Consider the following 14,415-nt stretch of genomic DNA (forward strand, 5'->3'; position numbering starts at 1 on the left):
CGGTCATTCGCCTTATAGCCAGCGGTTGGCAAGGCTCTGAGAAAATCCCGGCATGGGAATCAGCCAGTACCTCAAGGAGATCGGCCGCGGGCAGCGCGGCGCGCGGCCGCTCGAGCGCGCGCAGGCCGCCGACCTGATGGCGCAGGTGCTGGACGGAACGATCACCGACCTGGAGCTGGGCGCCTTCTGCCTGGCGATGCGGATCAAGGGCGAGACGCCGCAGGAGATGGCGGGCTTTCTCGACGCGGCCCATGCGCGGATGGCGCTGGTGCCGGCCGGCCGGCGGCCGCTGGTGGCCATTCCCAGCTACAACGGTGCGCGCCGCCTGCCGCTGCTCACGCCGCTGCTGGCGTTGCTGCTGGCGCGGCGCGGCCTGCCGGTGCTGATGCACGGTTCGGCCACCGAAGACAGCCGGGTGACGGTGCCGGCGGTGCTGGAGCGGCTCGACCTCGCGCCGCTGCCGGCGATCCGGCCGCTGGCCGAAGGCGAGGTGGCCTACGCGCCGCTGGAACTGCTCAGCCCCGCGCTCAAGCGCCTGCTCGACGTGCGGCGCGTGGTGGGCCTGCGCAACTCCGGCCACAGCATGGTCAAGCTGATGAATCCCTGCGCCGGGCCGGCGGTGATCGTCAGCAGCTACACCCACCGCGAGTACCTGGAATCGATGTCGGCCGTGTTCCAGCTGGAGCAATCGACGGCGCTGCTGCTGCGCGGCACCGAGGGCGAGGCGGTGGCCGATGCCCGCCGCCTGCCGCAGATGGACGGCTTCATCCGCGGCCGCCACGTCGCGCTGGAGGCCGGCCAGAAGGGCACGCTCACCGAGCTGCCCGACCTGCCGGGCGGGATCGACGCTGCGACAACGGCGGCCTATATCCGCGATGTGCTCGACGAGCGGCGCCCGGTTCCGGCCTCCATGCTGCAGCAGGTGGAACATATCTTGCATCTGGCTGACGCAGCATGAACACCCACAGCAATCCCCTCGATGCCACCGGCAAGGTCACCCTGGTCGGGGCGGGCCCGGGCGATCCGGACCTGCTGACGCTCAAGGCGGTGAAGGCCATCGAGGCGGCCACGGTGCTGCTGGTCGACGACCTGGTGAGCGACCAGATCGTCGCCTTCGCTTCGCCGACCGCGCGGGTGGTGCATGTGGGAAAACGCGGCGGCTGCAAGAGCACGCCCCAGGCTTTCATCGAGAAGCTGATGGTGATGGCCGCGCGCGAAGGCGAGAACGTGGTGCGGCTCAAGGGCGGCGACCCCTTCATCTTCGGCCGCGGCGGCGAGGAAGTGGAGCACCTGCGCGCCGCCGGCGTGGAGGTGCACGTGGTCAACGGCATCACTTCCGGCCTGGCCGCTGTGACCTCGCTGGGCGTGCCGCTGACCCACCGCGAACATGCGCACGGCGTGGTGTTCGTCACCGGCCATTCCCGGCCGGGGTCGGAAGGCGCCGACTGGCGTTCGCTGGCCGCCACCGCGCGCGATGCCAAGCTGACGCTGGTGATCTACATGGGCGTGAGCGGCGCCGCCCGCATCCAGCGGGAACTGCTCACCGGCCTGCCGGCCGCCACGCCGGTGGCAGTGGTGCAGCGCGCCAGCCTGCCGGACCAGCGGCACATCGTCACCACGCTGGGCGAGCTGTCCGCCGCCATCGCGCGCGAGCAGATGGCCAGCCCCTCGGTCATCGTGGTCGGCGACGTGGTGTCCGGCATCGCCGCCGCCGATGCCGTGCCGGCGCAGTTCCGCGTGGCCTGATGGCGTCATCCCGGGTCGAGCCCGGGATGACAGTCACCTACACTGCGGCGCATGCAAAGTTTCGATGTGGTCGTGATCGGCGCCGGCGCGGCGGGACTGTTCTGTGCCGGCCAGGCCGGGCAGCGCGGGCTCAAGGTGCTGCTGGTGGACCACAGCGACAAGCTCGGGGAGAAGATCCGCATCTCCGGCGGCGGCCGCTGCAACTTCACCAACCGCGACTTGGAGCCGGCGGCGCCGCACAAGCACTTCCTGGGCGACAACCCCAACTTCTGCCGCTCGGCCCTGGCGCGCTACACGCCGCAGGACTTCATCGCGCTGGTGCAAAAGCACGGCATCCCCTTCCACGAGAAGCACAAGGGCCAGTTGTTCGGCGACCGCTCGGCCGACGATTTCATCGGCATGCTGGTGGCCGAATGCGAGGCCGGCCAGGTCACGCGCTGGCAACCGTGCAGCGTGAAGGCGATCCGCTCCTGCGACGCCGACGACGGCGCGCGCTACGAGATCGACACCGACCGCGGGCCGGTGCGCTCGCGCAACGTCGTCATCGCCACCGGTGGCCTGTCCATCCCCAAGATCGGCGCCACCGATTTCGGTTACCGCATCGCCAGGCAGTTCGGCCTGCGGCTGGTGGAGCCGCGGCCGGCGCTGGTGCCGCTGACCTTCGACGGCGACGCCTGGGCGCCCTATTCGCAGCTCGCGGGGCTGGCGCTGCCGGTGCAGATATCGACCGTTCGCCCTGAGCCTGTCGAAGGGCCCGCGCCAAGGAAGGCTTCGACAAGCTCAGCCAGAACGGTTTCGTTCCACGAAGACCTGCTCTTCACCCACCGCGGGCTGTCGGGCCCGGCGGTGCTCCAGATCTCCAGCTACTGGCGTCCGGGCCAGCCGATCCGCATCGACCTGGCGCCCGGCGTCGACTTGAAAGAGGCGCTGCTGCAGGCCAAGGCGCGCTCGCGCAAGCTGGTCGCCAACGAGCTGGCGGCACTGGTGCCCGCACGCCTTGCCGACGCGTGGGTACAGCAGGATGCGGCCTGGCAGAAGCCGATCGGCGACGCCACCGACAAGGCGCTGCTGGCGCTGGCCGAGCGGCTCTCGCGCTGGGAACTGGTGCCGACCGGCACCGAGGGCTACAAGAAGGCGGAAGTGACGGCCGGCGGCGTCGACACGCGCGACCTGTCGTCGCAGACCATGGAATCGAAGCAGCCCGGCCTGTTCTTCATCGGCGAGGTGGTGGACGTCACGGGCTGGCTGGGCGGCTACAACTTCCAGTGGGCCTGGGCCAGCGCCCACGCCTGCGCGCAGGCGCTGGCGGCCCGGCCCGCCGTCACTCCAGCTTGACTCCGGCGTCCTTCACCAGCTTGGTCCAGAACTTCGCGTCCTCGGCCAGGAAGGCGCCGAAGTCCTCCGGCGATGCGGACAGCGACACTTCGGTTCCCTCGCGCGCCAGCGCCGCCTTGACCGCGGGCTGCTGCATCGCGGCGATGGCGGCGTCGAACAGCTTCCTCACCACCGGCGCCGGCGTCCCGGCCGGCACGAACAGGCCGTACCAGAACTCGATCGCGTAGTCGGGCAGCCCCGCCGCTGCCATGCCCGGGACGCCGGGCACCAGCGACGAGCCCTCGCGCGTGCTGACCGCCAGCGCGCGCAGCCGGCTCGGCACCTGCGGCAGCACCGACGGCGGCGTGCCGAAGGTGAGCTGCGTGTCGCCGGCAATCACCGACTGGATCGCCGGCGCGCCGCCGCGATACGGGATGTGCGTCATCTGCACGCCGGTGATCTGCAGGAACAGCGCGGCGCCCAGGTGCGGGGCCGAGCCGTTGCCCGAGGTCGCGTAGTTCAGCGTGCCCGGCGCCTTGCGGGCGCGCTCGATCAGCTCCCGCACCGAGCTGATGCCGGTGGCGGGATTGACCGCCAGCACCAGCGGCGAGCTGGTGAGCTTGCCCACCGGCTGCAGGTCGCGCGGGCTGTAGCCCAGCCTGGGATTGAGCGCCGGATTGACCGAGATGCTGGCCGGGCTGGCGATCAGCACGGTGTAGCCGTCCGGCGCCGACTTGGCCACCGCGTCGGCCGCGATGCTGGAGCCGCCGCCGGCGCGGTTCTCGATCACGATCGGCTGGCCGAGCGACTTGCCCATCGCTTCGCTCATCACGCGCGCCACGTAATCGGCGGCGCCGCCGGGGGCGAAGCCGACCACCAGCTTCACCGGCCTGGACGGATAGGCCGGCGCCTGGGCGAAGGCTGCCGTCATGCTTGTCGCCGCCATCGCCGCCAGCAGCAGGCGCCTGAATCTTCCCGGCTTGTGGTTCATGGTGTTTCCTGTGGAAAGGTTGCGGCTCAGGCCGGGGACATCGCCAGCACCAGCTTGCCCAGGTGCCGGTTGGCTTCCATGGCCGCCTTGGCCTGCTCCAGTTGTTCGAACGGGAACACCTTGTCCACCAGCGGCTGGATCCGGCCGTCGGCCAGCGCCGGCAGCACCTCGGCGACGAAGCGCGGCACGCCCTCGGCGCGCTGCTCGGGCGAGCGCAGCTTGTTGGAGACGCCGAACAGCGTCAGCCGTTTGCTGTGCAGCGCCTGCAGGTCGATCTCCGCCTTCAGCACGCCATCGACATAGCCGACGGTCGCCAGCCGGCCCTGGAACGCCATGCAGCGGATGTCCTCGGCGAACACCGTGCCGCCCACCGTGTTGATCACCAGGTTCACGCCCTTGTCGGCCGTGGCCTTCATCACCGCGTCGTGAAAATCCGCGCCGCGCGTGCACAGGCCGACGTCCAGGCCCTGTGCCTGCAGCCGCGAGAGTTTTTCCGCCGAGCCGGAAGTGCCGATCACCCGCGCGCCCAGCGCCTTGGCCAGCTGCATTGCGGCGACACCCACGCCCGATGACACACCGTTGACCAGCATCCATTCGCCGGCTCGCAGGCGCCCCTGCAGCACCAGCATGTCGTGCACCACCAGGAACACCAGCGGCACGCTGGCAGCCTGCTCCCAGGAGAGATTGGCAGGGACGGCCAGCGCCTCGCGCTCGTCCATCAGCGCGAACTCGGCGAAGGCGCCGCCGCAGCGGCCCATCACCCGGTCACCGGCCTTGAAGCGGCTGCCGGCACCGGCCTGCGCCACCTCGCCCGCGCCTTCCATGCCGATCGCCTTGGCGGCGCCGGCCTTGTGCAGGCCGTGGGCCAGGATGAATTCGCCCCGGTTCAGGCCGGCCGCGTGCATGCGCACCAGCAGCTGGCCCGGGCCGGGCACGGGCAGCGCGCCGTCGCGCAATTCCAGGGCGCTGTGCGCCCCGTCGGTCTGCATCCACCAAGAGCGCATCGTGTCGTTCCTCATTTGCCGGTGAACACCGGCTTGCGTTTTTCCATGAAGGCCTTGCGGCCCTCGGCGTAGTCGGCGCTGTCGAAGCAGCCCCGGATCATCTGCCGGCACCGGTCGAGGTCGACCTCCGGCGAGGGTTTCAGGATCTCGGCCGTGATCGCCTTGGCGGTGCGGATGGTCAGCGGTGCATTGACGCCGATGCTGCCGGTGTATTCGGCCAGCAGCGCTTCCAGCTGGTCCGGCTCGCACACGCGCGAGACCAGGCCGACCGCCTTCGCCTCCTGCGCGTCGATCCGCCGGGCGGTGAAGAACAGGTCCTTGGCCACCCCCGGCCCGACCAGGTCGACCAGGTTCTTCATCGCCGAGTAGCGGTAGCCCAGGCCCAGCCGGGCCGCCGGGATCGAGAACACCGAATCGCTCGCGGCAATCCGGATGTCGCAGGCGATCGCCACGTTGACGCCGCCGCCGATGCACCAGCCGCGGATGCACGAGAGCGTCGGCTTGCTGAAGTCGGCGATGCCGGCCAGGGCCGCTTCCGCCATCGCCTCGTAGCGCGTGACGGCCTCGCGGGCGGCCCGCATGTCCTCGAACTGCGTGATGTCGGCGCCCGACACGAAGGCCTTCTCGCCGGCGCCGGAGAACACCACCAGCCGGACCCGTTCGTCCGCTGCGGCCGGCGCCAGCAGCGCCGGCACCGCCTCCCACATGTCGACCGACAGCGCGTTGTGGCGCGCCGGATTGTTGAAGCGGATGTGCAGCGTGCTGCCGTCCAGCCAGCTCTGGACGCGTTCGGTGGGCGATTGGTAGTCGGTTGTCATCAGAAGATCCCGGTTGCTTTCATGCGGTCCATGTCGGCGTCGGCCAGGCCGAGTTCGGCCAGGATCTCGCGCGTGTGCTCGCCGCGCCTGGGCGCCGAGCGGGCGATGCTGCTGGGCGTGCGCTCCAGCTGCACCGGCTGGCCCACCATGCGCTGCGGCCCGAAGTGCGGCGACACCACGTCCTTCACCATGCCCAGGTGCTGCACCTGCGGCTCCTCGAACACTTCCTGCAGGTTGTTGATCAGGCCGCAGGCGACGCCGCCTGCGTTCAGCCGCTCGATCCAGTAGGCGCGGTCGTGCGCGGCCAGCCGCTCGTTGATCTGCGCGTTCAACCAGTCGCGGTGCACCGAGCGCGCCTTCTTGTCGTGCGAGCGCTCGTCCGCCACCCACTCTGGCGCGCCCAGGATGTCGCAGAAGCGCTCCCAGATCTTGGAGCCGAACACCGCGATGTTCATGTAGCCGTCGCGCGCCTTGTAGACGCCGGTGGGGATGCTGGTCGGATGGAAGTTGCCGGCCTGGGTCGCCACCTCGCCGTCGATCAGCCAGCGCGAGGTCTGGAAATCCATCATGTAGACCATCGCTTCCAGCAGCGAGGTGTGCAGCCACTGGCCCTTGCCCGAGCTTTCGCGTTCCAGCAGCGCCACCAGGATGCCCTGGGCGGCGAAGATGCCGGCGCACAGGTCGGCGATCGGGATGCCGACCCGCATCGGCTCGCCGCCCTGCTGGCCGGTCACCGACATCAGCCCGCCCATGCCCTGCGCGATCTGGTCGAAGCCGGGGCGCTGCGCCAGCGGCCCGCTCTGGCCGAAGCCGGAGATGCTGGCGTAGACCAGCCGCGGATGGTCCGCGCTCAGGCTCGCGTAGTCGATCCCCAGGCGGCCCTTGACGTCGGGCCGGAAGTTCTCCACCACCACGTCGGCCCCGGCGATCAGCCGCTTGAGCACGGCGATCGCTTCCGGCTCCTTCAGGTTCAGCGTGATCGAGCGCTTGTTGCGGTGGGTGTACTGGTAGTCCGAGCCCTCCTGGCCGCCGAGCGTGTCGTCGCCGCGCATGTGGTCGGGCATCTGCACCTGGACCACGTCGGCGCCCCAGTCGGCCAGCTGGCGGCAGGCGGTGGGGCCGGCGCGCACCTGGGTCAGGTCGATCACGCGAAAGCGCTGCAACGCGCTGGAAGCTGGCAGGTGGGGCATCGGGATTCCGGTTGTCAATCAGGGTTGGGGGCCAGCAGCGCGTCGACCACCTGCAGCAGGCGCTCGATTGCCACCGGCTTGACCAGGTGCTCGTCGAAGCTGGCGGCCAGCGCCTTGGCGCGGTCGTTGTCGCGGCCGTAGCCGGTCAGCGCCACCAGCCGCATGGCCTGGCTGCGCGGGTCGGCGCGCAGGCGGGCCGCCAGTTGGTAGCCGTCGATGTCGGGCAGGCCGATGTCCAGCAGCCCGAGCGCGGGGGAGAAATCGTCCAGCAGCGCCAGCGCCTCGTCGGCGTGGCCGGCGGTGCGCACCTCGTAGCCCACCATGCGCAGCAGCTCCGCCAGGCTGTCGGCCGCATCGGCGTTGTCGTCCACCAGCAGCACCCGGCTGCCTGGCGCATGCTGCTCCAGCGGCGCCGGCCGCGAGGACTGGGCCGGACCGGCTTCCACCAGCGGCAGGCGGACGCTGAACCGGCTGCCGCGATCCTGTCCCTCGCTGGCCGCCGTGACGTCGCCGCCGTGCATCTCCACCAGCGAGCGGACGATGGCCAGGCCCAGGCCCAGGCCGCCGCTGCGGCGGTCCATCGCCTGCCGGCCCTGCACGAACTGGTCGAACACCCGCGGCAGCAGGTCGGCGCAGATGCCGTGGCCGCTGTCCTGCACGCCGATTTCGGCCATGCCGTCGCGCACCTCCAGCTGCAGCGACACCAGGCCATCGGCCGGCGTGAACTTGGCGGCGTTGATCAGCAGGTTGCACAGCACCTGCGCCAGCCGCACCGGGTCGCCCATCACGGTCGCCGGCTGCGGCGCCAGCCGCAGTTGCACCGGCTGGCGATGCCCCTCGAACACCGGCTGCGTCAGCTCGATCGCATTGGCGATCACCGCCTTGAGGTCCACGGCCTCGCGCCGCAGCTCGATCTTGCCCTGGGTGATGCGCGAGATGTCCAGCAGGTCGTCGATCAGCCGCGACATGTGCATCACCTGGCGGCCGATCACCCGCCGTTCGTTGGCGTGGACCTGCGGCTCCACCCGCTGCATCAGCTCCAGGGCGCTGACGATCGGCGCCAGCGGGTTGCGCAGTTCGTGCCCCAGGATGGCCAGGAACTCGTCCTTGGTGCGGTTGGCGGTTTCGGCCTGGCGGCGCGCCGCCTCCGCTTCGGCGTACAGCCTGGCGTTGTCCAGCGCCAGCGCGGCGCGCTGGCCCAGCTCCTGGATCAGCGCCCGGTCGTCCTCGCCCAGGTCGCGTCCCGACTCGGCCTGGATCACCGCCATCACGCCGACGGTGCGGCCGCGCGCGGTCAGCGGCATGATGAAGTACGCCCCCATGCCGAACGCCTGAGTGAAGGTGCGCAACGCCGGGTCGGCCATCGCCTCGCCGGCGTCGAAGCGGCCGTGGACCGGCATGCCGTTGTCCAGCACCCAGGCCATCGAGCCGGTGGTGGTGGGCGCCGCGCGCACGCGCAGCGCCATCTCCAGCGCCTGCTGTGCCAGCTCGGGATCCGTGTGGAAGGCCAGCCGGCGCCGCAGCACGCCCTCTTCGTCCAGCAGGTCGATCCGGCACCAGTCGGCGATGTCGGGCACCAGGGTGCGGGCGATGGCCCGCAGCGTGTCCTGCGGGTCGAGCGACCCCGACAGCACGGTGCCGGCGCGGGCCAGCAGTTCCAGCCGGTGGCGGGCCGCTTCCGCCGCCAGGCGGGCCCTGCGCTCGGCCGCCAGCAGCTCCACCCGTTCGGTCACGTCGCTGGCCGCGCCCATCATGCGCACCGGCTCGCCCTGCTCGTTGCGCGTCACGTAGCCCTGGGTGGCGATCCAGCGGACGCTGCCGTCGGCGCGCCGGAACCGGTATTCGGCGGCATAGGGCTCGCCCAGCTTCAGGGCGCGGTCCAGCGCGGCCATGACCGCAGGGGCATCGTCGGGATGGATCAGCGGGCCGAAATCCTCCACCCGGCCGCCGAAGCTGCCCGGTTCCATGTCGTGGAGGGCGTAGATTTCGTCCGACCAGGTGACCTGGTTGCCGGGGATGGCCCAGTCCCAGATGCCGACCCGGCCGGCGGCCAGCGCCATCCGCAGCCGCTCCTCGCTCTGGCGCAGGGCGTCCTCGGCCGAGGCTGGGCCCTGGGCGGCCCGGGCCGGCTGCCGCTGCTGGTTTTCCGGCGTGCCGGCCCCAGTGGGCGGGGACGGAGGCGGCGAAACAGTCACCCGCGGAATCTAGCCCATTTCCGGCGCAGCGGCCCGCTGGGAAGCCCGCGGATTTCCCCCAGCCTTGCCCAAATCCGGCGCAAGGCTATAATGTCGGGCTTTGCTGGCAAACCCCAACGGCCTGATCATCTTTAGTTGGGGAACCCCCGCCCGGAGCCTGATCTTCTCCTGGCACATCAAACGAAATCATTAGCTAATGACGACCATCCGAGTTAAAGAGAACGAACCCTTCGACGTCGCCCTGCGCCGTTTCAAGCGCACCATCGAGAAGCTGGGCCTGCTGACCGAACTGCGCGCCCGCGAGTTCTACGAGAAGCCGACCGCCGAGCGCAAGCGCAAGAAGGCCGCGGCCGTGAAGCGCCATTACAAGCGGGTTCGCAGCATGCAGCTGCCCAAGAAGCTCTACTAAGCGCTTTTTCCCGCCTGCCGGGCGCCCTCGCGGCGCGCGGCTCGACAAGCCTGCCTGGGGACGCTCAAGCAGGCTTGTTCCGTTTCTGACCCCCTTTTTCCGGAGAACAGCATGAGCCTGAAGGAACGCATCACCGAGGACATGAAGGCCGCCATGCGCGCCAAGGACAGCGAGCGCCTGGGCACCATCCGCCTGCTGACGGCCGCCATGAAGCAGAAGGAAGTGGACGAACGCATCGAACTGGACGACGTGGCGGTGATCGCCATCGTCGACAAGATGCTCAAGCAGCGCAAGGACAGCATCGAGGCCTTCGAGAAGGCGGCCCGCCAGGACCTGGCCGACAAGGAGATCGCCGAAGTGAAGGTGCTGCAGGCCTACCTGCCGGCGCGCCTGTCGGCCGAGGAAGTCGCCGCCGAGGTGAAGGCCATCGTCGCCGAACTGGGCGCCAAGGGTCCGGGCGACATGGGCAAGGTGATGGGCGCCGTCAAGGCCCGCCTGGCCGGCAAGGCCGACATGGGCCAGGTGTCGGCGGCGGTGAAGGCCGCGCTCGCCGGCTGACCGTCATCCCGGGCTCAACCCGGGATCCAGACGTCTCCTCGCCTGCGCCGTTCCGTGTCTTGCCGATTCCGGCGCGCCGCGCCGACCGCCGCAGTGTGAGCCCGCGCCGGGCACCGCCTGCCGCGCCGCGCGAACAGTTCAGAACACCTGCAAACTCGCCCAATACGCAATCGCCGCCACGAACGCGCTGGCGGGGATGGTGAAGATCCAGGCCCAGACGATGTTGCCGGCGACGCCCCAGCGGACGGCGCTGGCGCGCTGGGTGGAGCCGACGCCGACGATCGCGCCGGTGATCGTGTGGGTGGTGGAGACCGGGACGCCCAGAGCCGTGGCGAGGAACAGCGTGATCGCCCCGCCGGTCTCGGCGCAGAAGCCGCCCACCGGCTTGAGCTTGGTGATCTTCTGGCCCATGGTCTTGACGATGCGCCAGCCGCCGAACATGGTGCCGGCCGCGATGGCGGTGTAGCACACGCCGATCACCCAGTAAGGCGGCGAGGCGGCCCCGGCGTCCCAATGGCCGGTGGCGATCAGCAGCATCCAGATGATGCCGATCGTCTTTTGGGCGTCGTTGCCGCCGTGGCCCAGGCTGTAGGCACCGGCGGAGACCAGCTGCAGGCGCCGGAACCAGCGGTCCACCTTGGACGGCCGGCTGCGCCGGAACAGCCAGGAGACCAGCACCATCATCAGCGAGCCGAGCAGGAACCCCAGCAGCGGCGACACGAAGATGAACAGCACGGTCTTCCAGATCCCGGCCCCGATCAGCGAGCCGGCGCCGGCCTTGGCGATCACCGCACCGACGATGCCGCCGATCAGCGCGTGCGAGGAGCTGCTGGGAATGCCGTAATACCAGGTGACGATGTTCCACGCGGTGGCGCCGATCAGCGCCCCGAACACCACGTGGGTGTCCACCACGCCGGGCTGGACGATGCCCTTGCCCACCGTGGCGGCCACGCTGAGGTGGAAGACGAAGATCGCGACCAGGTTGAAGAAGGCGGCGAACACCACGGCGGTGGTGGGCTTGAGCACGCCGGTGGACACGACGGTGGCGATCGAGTTGGCGGCGTCATGGAAGCCGTTCATGAAGTCGAACGCGATCGCCAGCACGATCAGCATGATCACCACCCACAGGGAGGCCTGCACGGTTGTCATCGAGAACCGCCGCCGCTCAGGAATTCTCGAGGACGATGCCCTCGATCACGTTGGCCACATCCTCGCACTTGTCGGTGATGGTCTCGAGCAGCTCGTAGATCGCCTTCATCTTGATCACTTCGCGCACGTCCGGCTCCTCGCGGAACAGCTTGCTCATGGCCGAGCGCATCACGCGGTCGGCGTCCGACTCCAGCCGGTCGATCTCCTCGCAGGTCTTCAGCGCCGCCTCGGCGCTGGCCGGATCGGCCAGCTTGCTGATCAGGGCCACCGCGTCCTTGACCCGCTCGCAGCACTTGACGCTCAGGTCCGTCAGCCGGGTGATCTCCTCGTTGACCTGGCGCACGTCGTACAGCGCCAGCGTCTCGGCCGAGTCCTGGATCAGGTCGGCGACGTCGTCCATGGTGTTGATCAGCGTGTGGATCTGGTCGCGGTCGATCGGCGTGATGAAGGTCTGGTGGATCATCCGGTTGACGTCGTGCGTCACCCGGTCGGCCGCCCGCTCGGCGTTGTCCACGTCCCGGTTGTACTGCTCGCGCAGGTGCGGGTCGTTGTAGTTCGCCACCAGCTGCGAGAAGGCCCGGGCCGCCTCGACGATGCGCTCCGCGTGCTGGTTGAACATCTCGAAGAAATTGCCTTCGCGCGGCAGCAACTTGCCAAACAGCATGCTGGCTCCTGGGTATGACGTTGGGGAAACTGCGGCGAGTGTAACTGGGCGGACCACAATGGACCCCATGGAAGCGAGCGACCGATCGACGGCAGGCCACGCCGTGCATGTGCTGCACAGCGATGAGCAGCTGCTGGTGCTGGACAAGCCGGCCGGCCTGCTCAGCGTGCCGGGCCGGGGCGCGGACAAGGCCGATTGCCTGTCGCTGCGGGTGCAGGCGCTGGTCCCCGACGCGCTGATCGTGCACCGCCTCGACATGGCCACCTCGGGCCTGCTGCTGATGGCGCGCGGCCCCGACATGCAGCGGCGCCTGAGCCGGGCCTTCGCCGAGCGCGAAGTGAGCAAGCGCTATGTGGCGGTGGTGGCCGGCCTGCTGCAGCCGCCGGCGGGAGGCTGGGGCGTGATCGACCTGCCGATCGCCGCCGACTGGCCCAACCGGCCGCTGCGCGTGATCGACCGCGAGCGCGGCCAGGCCAGCGTGACGCGCTGGCGGGTGCTGGCCCACGACCAGGCGACCGCCACCACGCGGCTGGAGCTGGAGCCGGTCACCGGCCGCTCGCACCAGCTGCGGGTGCATCTGAAGGCGCTGGGCCACCCGATCCTGGGCGACGCGCTGTATGCGCCCGGCCCGATCGCGGCCGCGGCCCCGCGCCTGCTGCTGCACGCGTGCGGGCTGCGGCTCGCCCATCCGCTGACCGGCGCGGCGCTGTCCTTCGAGAGCCCGGCGCCGTTCTAGGACGGCGACTGCGGCCCGGTCGGGACCGGCGCCGCAGAGTGGCTACCATGGCGCATGACTTCGCCCAACCTCACCATCCTCACCGGCGCCTCGCGCGGCATGGGCCACGCGATGGCCGAACAGCTGATCGCCGCCGGCCACGACCTGCTGTGCATCTCGCGCAAGACCAACGACGTGCTGGCCGGCCTGGCGTCGCGCCAGGGCGTGGCCTGCGAGCAATGGCCGCACGACCTGGCCCGGCCCGAGAGCGCCGCCGCCAAGCTGGAGACCTGGCTGTCGCGGCGCGACGGCGCCACCCTCGCCTCGGTCACGCTGATCAACAACGCCGGCCTGCTGCCGCGGATCGCGCCGCTGGGCGACATCCCGGCGCGCGACCTGTCGGACGCGCTGCGGGTGGACCTGGAAGCGCCGATGCTGCTGGCCGGCGCCTTCCTGCGCGCGACCGCCGGCTGGAAGGCGCAGCGCCGCATCCTCAACGTCTCCTCGGGCCTGGGCCGCAACCCGATGGCATCGCAGGCCGCCTATTGCGCCGCCAAGGCCGGCATGGACCATTTCAGCCGCTGCGTCGCGCTGGAAGAAGCCGGCCGTCCGAACGGCGCCAAGATCTGTTCGCTGGCGCCCGGCGTGATCGACACCGACATGCAGGTGCAGCTGCGCGGCGCCGACACCAGCCGCTTCCCCGACATCGACACCTTCATCGGCCTGAAGGACAAGGGCGTGCTCGCATCGCCCCAGGAGGCCGCCGCCAGGCTGCTGGCATTCCTCGCCCGGCCCGACTTCGGTTCCAGGCCGGTCGCCGACATCCGCGACTAGTTGGAATCGGACAGCCGGACGCAACCGCTTTCAGGCGCTCATGCGTCCTGAAACCCGCCGGCGCGCAGCGTGACGACGAGCGTGTCGCGGTGCCCGCCGGGGGCCAGCGGCTGGATCGGCGTGGTCTCGTGGACCACGCGGGCGTCGTCCAGCAGCAGCAGGCTCCAGGGCTCGGCCAGGGTGAAGCGCTGGCCGGCGGGGCCGTCGGATTCGAACACCCGCGTCTCCCCGCCCTTGATGCCCTCGCGCGCCACCAGGAACACCGCCACCACGTCGACGCCGTCGCGGTGCGCGCCCTCGGGCGTGGGACGGCCGATGCCGTCGGTGGTGTCGATGCGGAACTGGTGCGCTTCCACGAACCAGGGACGCGGGCCCTTGAGCTGCGAGCTGATCGCCGCCAGCGCACCGAGCAGCTTGCGCCAGGCCGGCGCGGCCACGGTCGCTTCGTCCATCGGCTCGAACCAGCGCTCCATGCCGCCGTGCAGCGCGTTGTATTCCACCGGCTGCCAGTGCGCGCGATGCGGCACCGGCACCAGTTCGCCGCCGTCGGCGACGAAGCTGGAGTGGCGGCGCCGCCGGTACTTGCCGCCGTCCTTGAGGTGGACGTCCGGCGGCAGCGCGTCCCAGCCCGGACGCAGCGCATCGAGCTCGGCCAGCGTCACGCCAGCCAGCTGCGCCACCGACTGCGGGCTGAGCAGCGCGTAGCCGCGCGTTCGCAGCTGCTGCTGCAGTTCTGCGGGGGTGCTGAAGGGCGGCGAAAAATTCATGCGTCGAGCTTAGCAAAGCCCGCACGGCACCGCCGGAGTCAGTCGGGGACAGAGCGGAAGG

General features: G+C 70.4%; 15 protein-coding genes. 7 read left to right on the plus strand and 8 right to left on the minus strand.

Annotated elements, in window-relative coordinates; all coding sequences use genetic code 11:
• Window positions 1–52 precede the first annotated feature (52 nt).
• From ybiB to ACFPOE_RS10495, 3 genes are read left to right on the plus strand one after another with little or no spacing between them, the layout of a single operon-like run.
• On the plus strand, window positions 53–958 hold the full coding sequence (gene ybiB, locus ACFPOE_RS10485; RefSeq protein ID WP_376850028.1) for a DNA-binding protein YbiB: 906 nt from the start codon (window positions 53–55) through the stop codon (window positions 956–958).
• Window positions 955–1,746: a uroporphyrinogen-III C-methyltransferase gene (gene cobA, locus ACFPOE_RS10490; RefSeq protein ID WP_376850029.1), complete on the plus strand. Its 792-nt coding sequence runs from the start codon at window positions 955–957 to the stop codon at window positions 1,744–1,746. The genes ybiB and cobA overlap by 4 nt, the downstream gene beginning before the upstream one ends.
• Before the next feature lie 51 nt (window positions 1,747–1,797).
• Window positions 1,798–3,081: a BaiN/RdsA family NAD(P)/FAD-dependent oxidoreductase gene (locus ACFPOE_RS10495; protein ID WP_376850030.1), complete on the plus strand. Its 1,284-nt coding sequence runs from the start codon at window positions 1,798–1,800 to the stop codon at window positions 3,079–3,081.
• On the opposite strand, the gene ACFPOE_RS10500 is transcribed toward ACFPOE_RS10495, so the two are convergent.
• From ACFPOE_RS10500 to ACFPOE_RS10520, 5 genes are read right to left on the minus strand one after another with little or no spacing between them, the layout of a single operon-like run.
• Complete coding sequence (locus tag ACFPOE_RS10500; RefSeq protein ID WP_376850031.1) at window positions 3,068–4,051, minus strand: Bug family tripartite tricarboxylate transporter substrate binding protein; 984 nt, start codon at window positions 4,049–4,051, stop codon at window positions 3,068–3,070. The two genes, ACFPOE_RS10495 and ACFPOE_RS10500, sit on opposite strands and share 14 nt — an antisense overlap.
• 26 nt (window positions 4,052–4,077) lie before the next feature.
• Window positions 4,078–5,070 carry a zinc-binding dehydrogenase gene (locus ACFPOE_RS10505; protein ID WP_376850032.1) on the minus strand — a complete coding sequence of 331 codons (993 nt, stop codon included), beginning with the start codon at window positions 5,068–5,070 and terminating at the stop codon, window positions 4,078–4,080.
• Window positions 5,067–5,873, minus strand: a complete 807-nt coding sequence (locus tag ACFPOE_RS10510) for an enoyl-CoA hydratase (protein ID WP_376850033.1) — start codon at window positions 5,871–5,873, stop codon at window positions 5,067–5,069. Before ACFPOE_RS10510 ends, ACFPOE_RS10505 begins: the two co-directional genes overlap by 4 nt.
• Window positions 5,873–7,063, minus strand: coding sequence for a CaiB/BaiF CoA transferase family protein (locus ACFPOE_RS10515; protein WP_376850034.1), 1,191 nt, complete (start codon window positions 7,061–7,063; stop codon window positions 5,873–5,875). Before ACFPOE_RS10515 ends, ACFPOE_RS10510 begins: the two co-directional genes overlap by 1 nt.
• Before the next feature lie 14 nt (window positions 7,064–7,077).
• Window positions 7,078–9,258 carry a hybrid sensor histidine kinase/response regulator gene (locus tag ACFPOE_RS10520; protein WP_376850035.1) on the minus strand — a complete coding sequence of 727 codons (2,181 nt, stop codon included), beginning with the start codon at window positions 9,256–9,258 and terminating at the stop codon, window positions 7,078–7,080.
• A 196-nt stretch (window positions 9,259–9,454) separates the two neighbouring features.
• Between ACFPOE_RS10520 and rpsU the strand changes: the two genes are divergently transcribed.
• Together rpsU and ACFPOE_RS10530 are read left to right on the plus strand one after the other, a co-directional pair.
• Window positions 9,455–9,667, plus strand: coding sequence for a 30S ribosomal protein S21 (gene rpsU, locus ACFPOE_RS10525; RefSeq protein ID WP_012346814.1), 213 nt, complete (start codon window positions 9,455–9,457; stop codon window positions 9,665–9,667).
• Between the two features lie 111 nt (window positions 9,668–9,778).
• Window positions 9,779–10,225: a GatB/YqeY domain-containing protein gene (locus tag ACFPOE_RS10530; protein ID WP_376850036.1), complete on the plus strand. Its 447-nt coding sequence runs from the start codon at window positions 9,779–9,781 to the stop codon at window positions 10,223–10,225.
• A gap of 138 nt (window positions 10,226–10,363) precedes the next feature.
• On the opposite strand, the gene ACFPOE_RS10535 is transcribed toward ACFPOE_RS10530, so the two are convergent.
• Together ACFPOE_RS10535 and ACFPOE_RS10540 are read right to left on the minus strand one after the other, a co-directional pair.
• The gene (locus ACFPOE_RS10535) at window positions 10,364–11,374 is read right to left on the minus strand and encodes an inorganic phosphate transporter (RefSeq protein ID WP_376850037.1); all 1,011 of its coding nucleotides are present in this window, start codon (window positions 11,372–11,374) and stop codon (window positions 10,364–10,366) included.
• Window positions 11,375–11,390: 16 nt separating this feature from the next.
• The gene (locus ACFPOE_RS10540; protein WP_376850038.1) at window positions 11,391–12,038 is read right to left on the minus strand and encodes a DUF47 domain-containing protein; all 648 of its coding nucleotides are present in this window, start codon (window positions 12,036–12,038) and stop codon (window positions 11,391–11,393) included.
• A gap of 67 nt (window positions 12,039–12,105) precedes the next feature.
• On the opposite strand from ACFPOE_RS10540, the gene ACFPOE_RS10545 reads away from it, so the two are divergent.
• Window positions 12,106–12,774 (plus strand): RluA family pseudouridine synthase, encoded by a 669-nt coding sequence (locus ACFPOE_RS10545; protein ID WP_376850039.1) that lies wholly within the window; start codon window positions 12,106–12,108, stop codon window positions 12,772–12,774.
• A 54-nt stretch (window positions 12,775–12,828) separates the two neighbouring features.
• Window positions 12,829–13,587 (plus strand): SDR family NAD(P)-dependent oxidoreductase, encoded by a 759-nt coding sequence (locus tag ACFPOE_RS10550; RefSeq protein ID WP_376850040.1) that lies wholly within the window; start codon window positions 12,829–12,831, stop codon window positions 13,585–13,587.
• A 38-nt stretch (window positions 13,588–13,625) separates the two neighbouring features.
• On the opposite strand, the gene ACFPOE_RS10555 is transcribed toward ACFPOE_RS10550, so the two are convergent.
• Window positions 13,626–14,354, minus strand: a complete 729-nt coding sequence (locus ACFPOE_RS10555; RefSeq protein ID WP_376850041.1) for a 2OG-Fe dioxygenase family protein — start codon at window positions 14,352–14,354, stop codon at window positions 13,626–13,628.
• Window positions 14,355–14,415: the final 61 nt, after the last annotated feature.

Source organism: Caenimonas terrae (assembly GCF_042655405.1).
Lineage (GTDB): Bacteria > Pseudomonadota > Gammaproteobacteria > Burkholderiales > Burkholderiaceae_C > Ramlibacter > Ramlibacter terrae_A.